This is a genomic window from Sphingobacterium thermophilum (assembly GCF_039541675.1).
Taxonomy (GTDB): domain Bacteria; phylum Bacteroidota; class Bacteroidia; order Sphingobacteriales; family Sphingobacteriaceae; genus Sphingobacterium; species Sphingobacterium thermophilum.
In genome coordinates, this window is sequence record NZ_BAABGR010000015.1 from 78,539 (window position 1) to 91,536 (window position 12,998).

The 12,998-nt window shown below is 42.1% G+C and carries 14 protein-coding genes; 8 read left to right on the forward strand and 6 right to left on the reverse strand.

All coding sequences use genetic code 11. The annotated features are described in order from the left end of the window. Position 1: 1 nt before the first annotated feature. Positions 2 to 511 carry a TlpA family protein disulfide reductase gene (locus tag ABD873_RS06430; protein ID WP_039053021.1) on the forward strand — a complete coding sequence of 170 codons (510 nt, stop codon included), beginning with the start codon at positions 2 to 4 and terminating at the stop codon, positions 509 to 511. On the opposite strand, the gene ABD873_RS06435 is transcribed toward ABD873_RS06430, so the two are convergent. From ABD873_RS06435 to porX, 6 genes are all read right to left on the reverse strand, one after another. Further along, positions 486 to 1,538, reverse strand: coding sequence for an ABC transporter ATP-binding protein (locus ABD873_RS06435; RefSeq protein ID WP_345066205.1), 1,053 nt, complete (start codon positions 1,536 to 1,538; stop codon positions 486 to 488). The genes ABD873_RS06430 and ABD873_RS06435 overlap by 26 nt on opposite strands. A 64-nt stretch (positions 1,539 to 1,602) precedes the next feature. Next, positions 1,603 to 2,730 carry a DUF4369 domain-containing protein gene (locus ABD873_RS06440; RefSeq protein WP_345066207.1) on the reverse strand — a complete coding sequence of 376 codons (1,128 nt, stop codon included), beginning with the start codon at positions 2,728 to 2,730 and terminating at the stop codon, positions 1,603 to 1,605. Positions 2,731 to 2,907: 177 nt separating this feature from the next. Continuing rightward, entirely contained in the window at positions 2,908 to 3,654 is a 747-nt protein-coding gene (locus ABD873_RS06445; protein WP_345066210.1) for a hypothetical protein, read from the reverse strand. A gap of 1 nt (position 3,655) precedes the next feature. Further along, positions 3,656 to 4,195 carry an RNA polymerase sigma factor gene (locus ABD873_RS06450; protein ID WP_345066213.1) on the reverse strand — a complete coding sequence of 180 codons (540 nt, stop codon included), beginning with the start codon at positions 4,193 to 4,195 and terminating at the stop codon, positions 3,656 to 3,658. 67 nt (positions 4,196 to 4,262) lie between these two features. Further along, a complete protein-coding gene (gene tsaE, locus ABD873_RS06455; RefSeq protein WP_039053017.1) occupies positions 4,263 to 4,679 on the reverse strand; it encodes a tRNA (adenosine(37)-N6)-threonylcarbamoyltransferase complex ATPase subunit type 1 TsaE in 417 nt (138 codons plus the stop codon). 9 nt (positions 4,680 to 4,688) lie between these two features. Further along, complete coding sequence (gene porX / locus ABD873_RS06460; protein WP_345066217.1) at positions 4,689 to 6,245, reverse strand: T9SS response regulator signal transducer PorX; 1,557 nt, start codon at positions 6,243 to 6,245, stop codon at positions 4,689 to 4,691. Positions 6,246 to 6,498: 253 nt separating this feature from the next. On the opposite strand from porX, the gene ABD873_RS06465 reads away from it, so the two are divergent. The 7 genes from ABD873_RS06465 to ABD873_RS06495 all read left to right on the forward strand — a co-directional run bounded on the left by ABD873_RS06465 (position 6,499) and on the right by ABD873_RS06495 (position 12,969). Then, positions 6,499 to 7,758 carry an HD domain-containing protein gene (locus ABD873_RS06465; RefSeq protein ID WP_345066219.1) on the forward strand — a complete coding sequence of 420 codons (1,260 nt, stop codon included), beginning with the start codon at positions 6,499 to 6,501 and terminating at the stop codon, positions 7,756 to 7,758. 32 nt (positions 7,759 to 7,790) lie between these two features. Then, positions 7,791 to 8,819 (forward strand): UDP-3-O-(3-hydroxymyristoyl)glucosamine N-acyltransferase, encoded by a 1,029-nt coding sequence (lpxD, locus tag ABD873_RS06470; protein ID WP_345066222.1) that lies wholly within the window; start codon positions 7,791 to 7,793, stop codon positions 8,817 to 8,819. Between the two features lie 29 nt (positions 8,820 to 8,848). Continuing rightward, entirely contained in the window at positions 8,849 to 10,240 is a 1,392-nt protein-coding gene (locus ABD873_RS06475; protein ID WP_345066225.1) for a bifunctional UDP-3-O-[3-hydroxymyristoyl] N-acetylglucosamine deacetylase/3-hydroxyacyl-ACP dehydratase, read from the forward strand. Positions 10,241 to 10,251: 11 nt separating this feature from the next. Beyond that, positions 10,252 to 11,034: an acyl-ACP--UDP-N-acetylglucosamine O-acyltransferase gene (lpxA, locus tag ABD873_RS06480; protein WP_345066228.1), complete on the forward strand. Its 783-nt coding sequence runs from the start codon at positions 10,252 to 10,254 to the stop codon at positions 11,032 to 11,034. Positions 11,035 to 11,060: 26 nt separating this feature from the next. Continuing rightward, on the forward strand, positions 11,061 to 11,681 hold the full coding sequence (locus tag ABD873_RS06485; protein ID WP_345066231.1) for an ABC transporter ATP-binding protein: 621 nt from the start codon (positions 11,061 to 11,063) through the stop codon (positions 11,679 to 11,681). A gap of 67 nt (positions 11,682 to 11,748) precedes the next feature. Then, positions 11,749 to 12,309: an elongation factor P gene (efp, locus tag ABD873_RS06490; protein WP_039053015.1), complete on the forward strand. Its 561-nt coding sequence runs from the start codon at positions 11,749 to 11,751 to the stop codon at positions 12,307 to 12,309. A gap of 87 nt (positions 12,310 to 12,396) precedes the next feature. Beyond that, entirely contained in the window at positions 12,397 to 12,969 is a 573-nt protein-coding gene (locus ABD873_RS06495; protein ID WP_345066234.1) for a 5-formyltetrahydrofolate cyclo-ligase, read from the forward strand. The last annotated feature ends 29 nt before the right edge of the window (positions 12,970 to 12,998 follow it).

The window sequence follows — 12,998 nt, forward strand, 5'->3', positions numbered from 1 at the left end:
TATGAAAAAAGTAGGTTTGTTAATATGCGGTTTGATTTGTTTTGCTTTTGCTACGAAAGCACAAGACTGGAAAGTTAACCTTGGAAGTAATGCACCTTCATTTGTGGTGGAAGGTAAAGACCAGAAAAAAATCAGTTCAGAAAGCTTAAGAGGCAAAGTGGTGCTGTTGAACTTCTTTGCAACCTGGTGTCCTCCTTGTCGGAGAGAGCTGCCGCGTCTGCAAAAGGAAATCTGGGAGCCCTTGAAAGATAATGAAGAATTTGCGGTATTGGTGCTGGCACGTGAAGAAGGGTGGGATAAGATAGATCCTTTTGTCAAAGATAATGGCTATACGTTCCCGGTATATCCGGATCTGAAACGAGGTGTTTTCGGTCTTTTTGCGGACCAATCTATTCCACGTAATGTCGTTTTGGACCGTTCCGGCAAAATTATCTACCAATCTATAGGTTTTGAAGATCAGGAGTTTACCAAGATGGTTGAACTCATTAAGGCCGAAGTGGGAAAGCAATAAAGTTCTGTATTTCCAACTTGATTTTGGTGCCTTTGGGCAATGGTTCTTGCGTTTTTACGATAGCATGAAGCGTGAGGGATTCATTGCCCAAAATATATTCCTGATAGAAGCCGCGGAAGCGTACATTCTTGATTGTGAAAGGTGAGGAATCATCTTGCTGTACGTCTATCCATTCTTGGTGTACAGCTATGGTATGTTCGGTCATGATGCCTATTTGTGAGGCCTTCTCCTTAGTGAGAATGTTGCTTTTTGCCAGTAGTTGAGCCGTATAGGGATGGTTCGGGTGGTAGTAAAGGTCTTTTGGATTGCCTATATCGACAATTTTACCGTTGCGCATCACGATGAGGGCATCAGCCATGGCCAGCACTTCTGAGGGATCGTGGGAAACCAAGACTACCGTTAATCCTGTTTCCTGAACAATATTTTTTATATCTTGTTGGAGGGCATCGCGGAAGGCGGCGTCCACTTGGTTGAAAGGTTCGTCCATAAGCAGTACTTCAGGGTCGTTTATCAGTGCGCGAGCGATAGCTACCCTTTGTCTTTCTCCTCCACTTAAGTCTGCAATCCTTTGCTGTGCTAGATGTTCTATTCTCAGTTTTTCGAGAATGTCGGAAGTTCGTTGCTGCTTCAGCCCCAAGTCAGTGTTAGGCAGTTGGGAAGCTATGTTGTCCCAGACTTTGGCGTACATGTTGAGGTCATCAAATCCTTGGGAAACCATCTTCATGGCGTCATGTCCCGGTATCAACTTGTCTTTGCGTGTGGGGACTAGCCATCCCTTATATCGCACTTCACCACCGTCCGGCTCTAGTAGGCCATATATCAGTTTTAGCAGCGTACTTTTTCCGCTACCCGACTCACCTATTATGGCTGTGATTTTTTTCTCTTCAATGCCAAAAGAGACTGTATCCACGGCCGTGACTTTCTCTTTCCCTTCAAAAGTTGCACTGAGTCCTTCTCCATAGATGGCGGGTACACCGATTTTTTGTGTGTCCGTGGATATATATTGACAAGAAGATGTGTTAGCCATAAAAAAATAAAAATGCCGAAATAACTTTCGGCATAAAAATACATTAAAAAAAGTAATTACAATGTTAAAATCCTAACGTCAATCCGAAGGCGAGGTTGCTTAGCCCTTTCTGTGCCGGACTGTTTTCGAAAAAGTCGTTGACATAGTATTTGGCAAAAATACCTAGGTCGTCATATCCTATTCTTAGGAAAGGACCATATTGGAAGGATGCCAAGCTGTAGTTGTCTTTGAACTTTTGTTTTCCCTGTTCTTTGCTCTTAAGGCGTTGTGTACCCTTTAATAGCACACCTGTCATGGCGCCGAACGCAACTTTTACTCTTTCTCCTTTGCTGTTTTTATCACTTCTCCACTCGAATGTAAGAGGGAGGCGAAGGTAGGTCGAGGTTAGTATATTTTTGGTGTATTCTACCTCATTGGGGTCTATCTGTTCGTAAGCAATAGGAGAGACATCTTGTTTCAGAAGGATGTTTTGTTTTAAGCGTAGGTAATTCCACTCGAATCCTGCGGAGATGTATGTTTTGAAGTTGTCACTCACCCGCAATCCGAATTGTGCTAGATCAAAGCCGAAGTTGGAAGCTTTTTTATATTTCATAAATTGGTTGTCGTCCGACAAGGAAAACTTGCCGTCATCGAGAAGGCGGGACAGTCCCCAGTCCAGGCGAGTAAAGGTTATTCCACCGAAGGCGCGTGGGAATTTATCTGAGTCGTCTTTATCATCTTTGGTTCCTACTTCCAACGTTACGGATTTCGATTGGGAGGAGGCCTTTGTGTCGACCGTTTCCCCGGTTACGGAGGATGAGGATTGGGCGGTTACTATCTTCGGGCGGTGGGTGTATTGTACAGAAACGTTTTCCAAAGCACTTCCCTTCAATGTTATAGATGCCGGATTGATGATGAGGTCGAAAGACTCTGCATTCTTAATATCGGCTTCATTGCCGCTTGTTACAAGATAAAGGTTCGCGGGCGTAGCGTTTTTCAGTGTTCCTTTGAATTCGAATTTGCCGTCAGTCAAAGGAATAGCTTCCGTAATTTGTTTACCATCTTCTGTGTATTGTAAGAAAAGCTTTGCTGGAGCATTATATTGTCCTATTTTTCCTTTGAGTGTGAAAGGTTGCTGTGCCCATGACGTTCCGGTAAGTAAAGTACATAGGAGGGCTACCGACAGTATAAATCTTAAGGTAAAAGTTTTCATATAGTTCTAAAGGTTAAGAGTTTAAATGATGTTTATTGAAAATGACATTGTAACGGTCTTTGACGGCTTCTTTTCTGGCTTAATTTCCTTTCTTTCTTTGCAGGTATAGGAAAGGAGAGCGACAAGAATTATCAGCCGAAGAAATATGATGAAAGTTTTCATGTCCTACGTTTTGGGTTATTTACTCACATAAGCTGGTGATAGATTAATAGATAGGGAGCCTTCCTCGTCATTGCTGAAGAAGAGGTTTTTGCCTTTTTGGATTTCAATATTTTGTGCTACTTTATTTAAGAATCTGGTGATTACAGAAGTTCTTTTTGTCTCGCGATAGTTTACAGCATATTGCAGCTCGGATTCGTGGTTATCACTAATTGCTATCGGACTTACGTCTATATCCGCCGGTTCTGGCTCTATGGAGATGGTTTTCATTTCTATTTCCTCCAGACTTTCGAGTTCAACCTTGTGTTCTGCCGCTGCAATAAGCTCTTCCGACATAATATTTGAGGCTCTCGTCTCATGTTCTTTTTCCGTTTCATACGGGTCTGAAGTCTTTTCAAAGGAAAGATAGCTTTGAGCTTCTGTCTTTTCTATGGAGAGAGGCTGCTGCGGTGTCTCCATGGCATCTTGAGGTGTTGAAGTCTTCTCTGACAAGTCGTCCGCAGTGTCTGGAGCAAGGGCTATAATGTGGCTGTTCACTTCCTTCTCTTGTGGGCGTTGCTGAAACAACATTATTGCCAAGGAAGATAATAGCACTAAGGTCGCAGCTATAGCAATAGCAGGAAGGTATTTTCTATATAGGGGAACAACGTTTGTTTCCTCATTCAACTGTTGCTCTATTTTATCCCAAACAGCAGGACGAGGAGATTCTTCCTTGTCTAAGAAAGCATCTCTAAACAATTTGTCTATGTTATTTGGCTCCATCATCCTAAAGCATTTTTTCTTTTGTCAGTTTTTGTTGTAGTAGCTGTCGTGCTCTGGAAAGCTGTGATTTTGAACCGCTCTCACTTATGCCCAGCATTTCAGCAATTTCTTTGTGAGAATATCCTTCTATAGCATAAAGATTAAACACTGCTCTATATCCTGCCGGCAATTCGCGGATCAGGTTTAACAAGTCTTTGTATGAAACATGAGTTGAAGACAGCTCGCTGTGTGTATAATTTTCGTGTGTCCCTTCTAATGTTTCGAATGTCAATGTCTTGTTTTTGCGATAATGCTCTATGGCAGTATTGACCATTATGCGTTTTATCCAACCTTCTAAAGAGCCTTTTTCATCATACAGGTGGTGTTTGGTGAAAATTTTGACAAACCCATTTTGCAAGATATCTTCAGCTTCCAATGTCGTCTGCGCATAGCGCTGACAGATGACGAACATTTTTCGGGAGAATAACTCATAGAGCTCGGCTTGAGCTTTTCTGTCTTGCTTTTTACAGCCTTGCCAGATGCTATGTAATTTAGAATTCTCCAATTCGTTAGTTCGTTTATTAGGAAGACGCTAGCAAGGGGCAAAAGGTTGCACGGGTAGCATAAAAAAGTTAAATTTTTTCTGCTTCGATGATGCGATGTTGGTTTTCTATTGCGGAAATGCTGATTTTGACATAATGTAGGGGCAGAAGGTTGGATATCTTTTCAGGCCATTCCACAAAGCAATAGTGGCCGGAGTAGAAGTACTCTTCATAACCCATATCCAGTGCTTCCATCTCGTCCTTGAGTCGGTAGAAGTCGAAATGGTAGATCTGTCCTTTTGCAGCTTCGTATTCGTTTACAATAGAAAAGGTAGGGCTAGAGGTATGGTCTGTGACACCTAGAAGAAGACACAACTCGTTGATAAGCGTGGTCTTACCTGCGCCCATATGTCCATAGAACAAGAAGATGCGTTCCTGAGGGAAGGCGTCGATGATTGTTTGTGCTGCTTCTTTTAGCTCTTCCAGATGTTTGACCTCTATTTTCATAGCGCAAAGTTAGGACTTTGGAATGTAAGTGGCGTAAGGAATGATCATTTCCTCAAGAGAAATCCCACCGTGTTGGAAGGTGCCGTTAAAATAATTTACAAATTGGTTGTAATTGTTTGGATACACAAAGTAGAGGTCATCCTTGGCGAAGACGAAGATAGAACTCATATGCAGTAAGGGCAGCTGAGCGTCGTGCGGATTTTTTATCACAAAAACATCTTTACTGTTATAGTTGAGGTTTTTCCCCTGCTTGTAGCGGAGGTTGGTGTTTGTGCTTTTATATCCCACGATTTTGCTAGGTTTTTTCACGCGGATGGTGCCATGGTCGGTGGTGATGATGAGACGGACGTTTTTCTGGGCCAGCCAACGCAGGGCGTCTAGCAGCGGAGAGTGTTCAAACCACGATAAGGTCAACGATCTATAGGCAGCTTCGTCGTTAGCTAACTCACGAATCATCGCCATATCCGTACGGGCATGAGAAAGCATGTCCACGAAATTGTAAACCAGTACGTTGAGATTGTTGTTCATCAGATTACTTAGGTTGTCCAGTACGTCGCGCCCTTGCTCATGCGTAAGGACTTTAGTATAGCTATGTCGTATTTCCTTGCGGTACAGCCGTTTGAGTTGGTCGGCGAGGAAGGTGTCCTCATGAAGGTTTTTGCCTCCTTCATCTTCATCATTTTGCCACAGGTCAGGAAAGCGTTTTTCCATTTCCAGAGGTGTAAGACCACTAAAGATAGCATTCCTCGCATATTGCGTAGCTGTAGGGAGGATGCTGTAGTAGCTGCTTTCTTCCTCTAGACGGAAGTAATCCGTGATAATGTCGTTTATAAGCTTCCACTGATCATATCGAAGGTTGTCGATGAGGAAGAAAAATGTGGGACGTTCTTCGGATAAGGAAGGAAGGACTTTTTTGCGGAACAGCTGGTGAGAAAGGATAGGTGCGTCCTCCGGATTTTTTATCCATTTAAGGTAGTTTTTTTCAATGTATTTAAAAAAAACGTTATTTGCTTCGGACTTTTGGGCCTGCAGGATTTCGTGCATGCTGTCGTCTTCCAGTTTTTCTAATGAAAGTTCCCAATAGATGAGTTTTTTGTAAGCCTCAACCCAACCATTGTAGTCCAATCCGTCGTTGATTAACATGGAGAGATTGCGGAACTCCTGTTGGTAGGCCATGGAGGTTTTTTCTGTGACAATACGTTTATTTTCTGTAAATTTCTTTATGGTGAGGAGAATCTGTTTGGGATTTACGGGTTTGATGAGATAATCGTCTATTTTAGCACCTATAGCTTCTTCCATGAGGTGCTCTTCCTCATTTTTGGTTACTAAAACGTTAGGAATGGTGGGATTTATGGATTTAAGAATGCTCAAGGTTTCCAATCCCGTCATGCCTGGCATATTTTCGTCCAGAAAAACGAGGTCGAAAGGTTCGTTTTTGAAAGCCTCCACGGCGTCGGCACCGTTATTTACGGTTTTCACTTTATACCCTTTACCTTCCAATAACAGGATGTGAGGTTTCAAAAATTCAATCTCGTCATCAGCCCATAAAATATGTGTTTTTGCCATGATAGTAATATTTAAAAGACCTCCAGATTATACAGATTCCCGTCAATGCATTGTAATTTGTAGACGTCAAAGTTCAAAAATATATCAAATAGTTAGTAAAAATGCTTAGGAAAGGGAAATAACTACTACATTTTTAACATTTATTAACACCAATCTCCGTATCTTTGACCCTATGTTAGCAGTGTTGTGTGTTCGTACGAATGCGCGGCTATCTACCATATAAAGATAACAAACTTCAAAAAACGAACGACAGTTGAACAAGAAAAAAATCATTAATGACCCAGTTTACGGTTTTGTGTCAATTCCGTCGGGATTTATTTTTGATTTGATTCAACATCCTTATTTTCAAAGGTTAAGGTATATCAAGCAGGTCAGCATGACCCACATGGTGTATCCTGGAGCGTTGCACACCCGCTTTCAGCATGTTATTGGTGCTATGCATCTCATGCAGCTGGCTATAGATACTTTGCGGAGCAAGGGCGTGCTGGTCAGCGACGAGGAAGAAGAGGCCGCATTGGTGGCCATTCTGCTGCACGACATTGGGCATGGGCCGTTTAGCCATTCGCTTGAACATACTTTGATCGAAGGGGTGTCGCATGAAGTTATTTCCTCCATGCTTATGGACCGCTTGAATGTGGAATTTGGAGGAAAGCTTACCTTAGCCATAACGATTTTCAACGATAAATATCCACGTCGTTTTTTGCATCAGCTGGTTTCCAGTCAGCTGGATACAGATAGGATGGACTATCTCAATAGGGACAGCTTCTTCACAGGAGTGTCGGAAGGGGTAATTTCCTTTGATCGTATCATCAAGATGCTTGCGGTAAAGGATGATGAGCTTGTCGTAGAGGCAAAAGGTATTTATTCGGTAGAGAAATTTTTGATAGCCCGTCGTTTGATGTACTGGCAGGTGTATCTTCATAAGACTGTGGTGGGCGCTGAGCAGATGTTAATAAAGGCTTTGAAAAGAGCCAAAGAGTTAAGCAATCAAGGGTATGATCTGTTTGCTACGCAGGCGCTTCAACATTTTCTGAAGAATAAAGTCAATGCGGACAACTTCACCACGGAGGAGTCTCATCTTAATTGGTTTACGAAGCTGGATGATACAGACATCATGTCGGCTATTAAATCGTGGGTAAACCATGAGGATAAGATCTTGAGCACGTTATGTAGCAAGCTGATGCGGAGAGATCTGTTTCGTACAGAGTTGCGCTCACAGGATTTTTCGGAAGAAGAGATTGCCATGGTCAGAGATAAGGCCAAGCAACACTTTGACCTTTCGGAAGCTGAGGTGGACTATTTTGTTTATCACCAGACTATTTACAATTCAGCCTATAGTGCTGACAAAGAGCCTATTAAAATTATTAACAATAAAGGAAAGCTATTAGATATTGCTGAAGCGTCGGATTTATCCAATTTGGAGGCACTGTCGAAGAAAGTGGTAAAATATGCCTTGATATATCCTAAGGAGTTAGGCTTTGTTGAGGATGGTATCACATTTAATTTTGAATAAAAATTTTAAGAAAAAAAGATACATTTGTATTCATGCAATTTACAGCGGAACAGATAGCGACATTATTAAATGGAGAAGTAGAAGGGAATCCGGACGTTTTAGTTTCACAGTTAGCTAAAATTGAAGAAGGATTTGAGGGGGCTTTGTCTTTTTTGTCTAACCCTAAATACGAGCAGTATTTATACGACACGAAATCAAGTATTGTCATTGTAAATAAGAGTTTGGTGTTACAGCGGGCGGTAAAGGCCACGTTGATACGTGTGGAAGATGCCTATACGTCGTTTTCCGAGCTTCTTAAGATTTACAATGCCTTGCGTACAGAGCGTTCCGGAATTGAGGACAATGTATATATACATGAGACGGCCAAAATCGGTGAGGGAGGATATATAGGAGCTTTTTCTTATATAAGCCGTGATGTGAAGATAGGAAATAATGTAAAAATATTTCCACGTGTATATATAGGAGACAACGTTACCATTGGAGACAACACCGTTATCTTTCCGGGTGTGACAATTTATTACGACTGTGTGATAGGTGCCAACGTGATTATTCACTCGGGAGTGGTCATCGGAAGTGATGGATTTGGCTTTGCGCCTCAGGCTGATGGTACCTACGAGAAAATCCCGCAGATAGGAAATGTAGTCATTGAAGACAATGTAGAGATTGGGGGGAATACGGTGGTGGACCGGGCAACCATGGGGTCTACCATTATCCGCAAGGGGGTGAAGCTGGACAACCTTATCCAGATAGCGCACAATGTGGAGATCGGTGAGAATACGGTGATTGCCGCGCAAACCGGAATTTCGGGTAGTACCAAGGTGGGTAAGCATGTCGTGTTGGGTGGTCAGGTTGGTGCGGTAGGACATATAACCATAGCGGATGGTTCACAAGTTCAGGCACAGTCCGGCATCAATAGAAGTATTACGGAAGCAAATAAGAAGTGGGGAGGAACTCCATTCGGACCATATACCAGCCAATTGCGTTCGCAGGTAGTTTACAATAAACTGCCTGAGCTGGAAAGACGGATCAGTGAGCTGGAAAAGTTAATAAAAAACAAATAACAAAAACTTATTACCATAAGATGGATGAGATGAATACAAAACAAAGGACAATAAAATCTGAGGTTGTAATTTCAGGTATAGGCTTACACACCGGTAAATCTGTTACCCTGACCTTAAGACCCGCTCCTGAAAACCATTGGTTCAAGTTCAGACGTATAGACTTGGAAGGTCAGCCTATCGTATCGGTAGATGCGGACAATGTGTCAGACACTTCTAGAGGTACAACCATTTCGGAAAACGGAGCGTCAGTAAGTACCATTGAACATCTGATGGCTGCCTTGGTGGGCCTACAGGTAGATAATGTCCTTATTGATTTGGATGGTCCTGAAGTTCCTATCCTAGATGGAAGTTCTAGCATTTTTGTGCAGAAAATCTCCGAAGTGGGATTCGTGGAGCAGGATGCGGACAGAGACTTTTACGAGATAAAGGAAAATATCCATTATTCTGAACCGGAGAGAAAGGTAGAAATCGTTGGTATGCCTTTGGACGGCTATAGGCTCACCTGTATGATCGATTTCAACTCGCCGGTATTGGGAAGTCAACATGCTTCTATAAGCTCTATTGATGAGTTTGAGAGGGAAATTTCTTCGTCAAGAACCTTCTGCTTCCTGCACGAGTTGGAAATGTTGGTAAATAATAACCTTATCAAAGGTGGCGATTTGTCGAATGCTATCGTTATAGTGGATAAGGAAGTTTCACATGAAGAGCTCGATAAGCTTCAGAAGCTGTTCAACAAGAAGGTTACCGTTGCTGATGAAGGTATTTTGGACAACATTCAATTGAGATATCAGAACGAGCCGGCACGTCACAAGCTGCTGGATATGATAGGTGACTTAGCTTTGGTGGGTCGTCCTATCAAAGGCCATATCATGGCAGCACGTCCTGGGCATGCCGCCAACGTAGCTTTCGCTAAGCGCATCAAAAATCAGATAAGGAGAGAAAAGAGCAAGAAAAAAATCAATACTTATGATATCCATGCCAAACCGGTGTATGATACGGTGGATATCATGAAGATTCTTCCACACAGACAGCCATTCTTGATGGTAGACAAAATTTTGGAATTGTCGGAAACACATGTGGTAGGTCTTAAGAATGTGACCATCAATGAAGATCTGTTTATGGGCCACTTCCCGGGAGCTCCTGTGTTTCCAGGCGTATTGCAGATTGAAGCCATGGCACAGACTGGCGGTATTTTGGTGCTTAACACCGTCCCTGATCCGGAAAACTGGCTGACATTATTTTTGAAGATTGAAAATGCGCGCTTCAAGAACCAAGTGCATCCAGGCGATACTATAGTCTTTTCATGTGAACTGTTGGAACCTATTCGTCGCGGTATTGCCCGTATGAAAGGTGTAGGTATGGTAGGCGAAAAGATCGTGAGTGAAGCGGAATTAATGGCTCAAATAGTTAAAGTGAAATAATATTATAGTAAATGATACAATCGTTATCGTATATACATCCTGATGCACAGATTGGTGCTAATGTCGAAATAGGGCCTTTTAGCACCATTCATAAGGATGTAGTTATTGGCGAGGGGACATGGATTGGTTCAAATGTCACCATCATGGATGGAGCTCGCATAGGAAAAAACTGTAGAATATTCCCTGGTGCTGTTATTTCGGGAGAACCACAGGATCTGAAATTTGAAGGAGAGATTACTACAGCGGAAATTGGCGATAATACCACTATCCGTGAATGCGTAACCATCAACAGAGGTACTAAAGATCGTTACAAAACCGTAGTCGGAAAAAATTGTCTTATTCAAGCGTACAGCCATATTGCACATGACTGTATCATTGGTGACAACTGTATTTTCTCCAACTCAAGTACCTTGGCAGGACATATCACCGTGGGAGATTATGTTGTGCTGGCCGGATTAGTTGCGGTACACCAGTTTACGAAAATAGGGTCTCATGCTTTCGTGACGGGAGGTACTTTGGTACGTAAAGATGTGCCTCCGTATATCAAGGCTGCCCGTGAGCCTATCTCGTATGCCGGCATCAATTCTGTAGGATTACGTCGTCGCGGATTTACAACAGAGCAGATTGCCGAAATCCAGAATATCTACCGAGTACTGTTCGTGCAAAACAGAAATCTTTCTAAAGCTTTGGATATCGTGGAAGCTGAATTTGAGGCTACAGAGATACGAGATGAAATTCTAAGCTTTGTACGCAGCTCCGATCGCGGTGTAGTGCGAGGTTTTAACACTAAATAAGTTAACTATTAAAGGAAGGATATTTATTGAAGATAACTCTACAAAATTTAGGGAGAAGGTTTAATCAGGAATGGATTTTCCGAGGAATAGATTATACCTTCTCCGCTCCCCAAGCTTATGCCATCCTAGGGCCTAACGGGTCAGGTAAATCGACACTTATCAAGGTGTTGACAGGACAGCTTACCCCTAGTGAAGGCGCTATAACATACGAACATGAAGGGCAGGCCATCGATGTAGAACATATCTATAAACATATCAGCATTGCTGCGCCGTACATAGAGCTTATTGAAGAGTTTACTTTAAGTGAGCTGTTAGACTTTCATTTTAAGTTCAAATCTCCCTTGCCATCGTTCGACAAGAAGAGTATCGTAGCGCTTCTTCAGATGGAAAAGTCCCTCAACAAGGGCTTGAAATTTTTCTCCTCGGGCATGAAACAACGTGTCAAGCTTGCTCTTGCCTGTTGCAGTGATTCGAAGATTTTATTTTTGGATGAGCCTACAAGCAACCTCGACCAGAATGGCGAGACTTGGTATCTCGATCTTGTGGCACAGACCAAAAAAGCCGACCGCGTCATCATTATAGGTTCTAACCAGGAAAAAGAATATGCTTTCTGCGAAGAGCAATTATCTGTTCTTTCTTATAAGTAAATTTTTCATAAACGCTGACTTTTTTCTATTTTTGCATTCGTAATTTATTAACACTAATATAATTCCAATGGCTAAAGCTTCAGAAGTAAAAACAGGAAATATTTTACGTTTTAATGGCGAATTAGTTGCTGTTGAAGAATATATACACCGTACTCCGGGAAACTTGCGTGCTTTCTACCAAGCAAAAATGCGTAATGTAAGAACAGGTAAGCTGGTAGAATACCGTTTCCGTGTGGATGAGGTGGTAGAAATCGCTCGTGTAGAAACTAACGATTACCAATATTTATATGAAGATGGTGAGTATTTCGTGGTAATGGACAACAATACCTACGAACAATACAATATCCCTAAATTCTTATTCGGTGATTCGGCACGATTTTTGAAAGAAGGTATGAGCGTGATTGTGGCCTTCGAAAGTGAAGAGCCTATCATGGCACAAGCACCGAAAAGTGTGGAATTGGAGGTTACTTATACAGAGCCAGCAGTGAAAGGCGACACTTCTACCAACGCCTTGAAAAAGGCAACATTAGAAACCGGTGTTGAGATTAATGTTCCTCTATTTATCAACCAAGGTGATAAAGTAAGAGTGGATACTACTACAGGTGATTACATCGAACGTGTAAAATAATACGAAATAAAATATTAGGTTTAGGTTGATTATTGCGGTCTTGTTAGTTCCCAACTACAAGGCCGTTTTTTTTTGTATACTTGTAATATGTACAAGTCTGAATTAAGAGAGCAATATAAACAGCTACGCAATAGGCTGAGCGCAGACCAAAAAAAGAGCTACGACAATCAGTTGCTCGCACATCTGCAACAGCTTGACTGGAATAGCTGTAAGTATGTACATGTTTTTTTGTCTATAGCATCCGCAAATGAACCAGACACTTCGCTTTTTATAGCATGGATGCGCGTTGCACATCCATCCGTTAATATTGTTATATCAAAATCTGATTTTAGCAACGGCACCATGCAGAATTTTCTGTATGAAAGAGACACAAAGTTGGAAGTCAACAAATGGGGTATTCCGGAGCCTGTACATGCTGTCCCGGTGGAGGAGAAAAAACTGGACGTCATACTTTTACCTTTACTGGCTGTCGATAAAGCAGGAAACAGGGTAGGGTATGGTAAAGGATTTTATGACCGTCTGTTGCAGCAATGCAGGAAGGATGTATATACCGTAGGTCTCAGCTATTTTGAACCTGTGGAGCATATAGAAGATATAGGGGAATGGGATATTCCTTTAAAGTGTTGCATTAGCCCCGAACGGATTCATTATTTCCAATAGAAAAGGCAGCCCAAGCATTTTAAGCTGCC

What these genes read in the sequence shown, in the direction of transcription:
- ABD873_RS06430 (WP_039053021.1), top strand. Translation starts at nt 2, where the DNA reads ATGAAAAAAGTAGGTTTGTTAATATGCGGTTTGATTTGTTTTGCTTTT.
- ABD873_RS06435 (WP_345066205.1), bottom strand. Translation starts at nt 1,538, where the DNA reads ATGGCTAACACATCTTCTTGTCAATATATATCCACGGACACACAAAAA.
- ABD873_RS06440 (WP_345066207.1), bottom strand. Translation starts at nt 2,730, where the DNA reads ATGAAAACTTTTACCTTAAGATTTATACTGTCGGTAGCCCTCCTATGT.
- ABD873_RS06445 (WP_345066210.1), bottom strand. Translation starts at nt 3,654, where the DNA reads ATGATGGAGCCAAATAACATAGACAAATTGTTTAGAGATGCTTTCTTA.
- tsaE (WP_039053017.1), bottom strand. Translation starts at nt 4,679, where the DNA reads ATGAAAATAGAGGTCAAACATCTGGAAGAGCTAAAAGAAGCAGCACAA.
- porX (WP_345066217.1), bottom strand. Translation starts at nt 6,245, where the DNA reads ATGGCAAAAACACATATTTTATGGGCTGATGACGAGATTGAATTTTTG.
- lpxD (WP_345066222.1), top strand. Translation starts at nt 7,791, where the DNA reads ATGCAATTTACAGCGGAACAGATAGCGACATTATTAAATGGAGAAGTA.
- ABD873_RS06475 (WP_345066225.1), top strand. Translation starts at nt 8,849, where the DNA reads ATGAATACAAAACAAAGGACAATAAAATCTGAGGTTGTAATTTCAGGT.
- lpxA (WP_345066228.1), top strand. Translation starts at nt 10,252, where the DNA reads ATGATACAATCGTTATCGTATATACATCCTGATGCACAGATTGGTGCT.
- efp (WP_039053015.1), top strand. Translation starts at nt 11,749, where the DNA reads ATGGCTAAAGCTTCAGAAGTAAAAACAGGAAATATTTTACGTTTTAAT.
- ABD873_RS06495 (WP_345066234.1), top strand. Translation starts at nt 12,397, where the DNA reads ATGTACAAGTCTGAATTAAGAGAGCAATATAAACAGCTACGCAATAGG.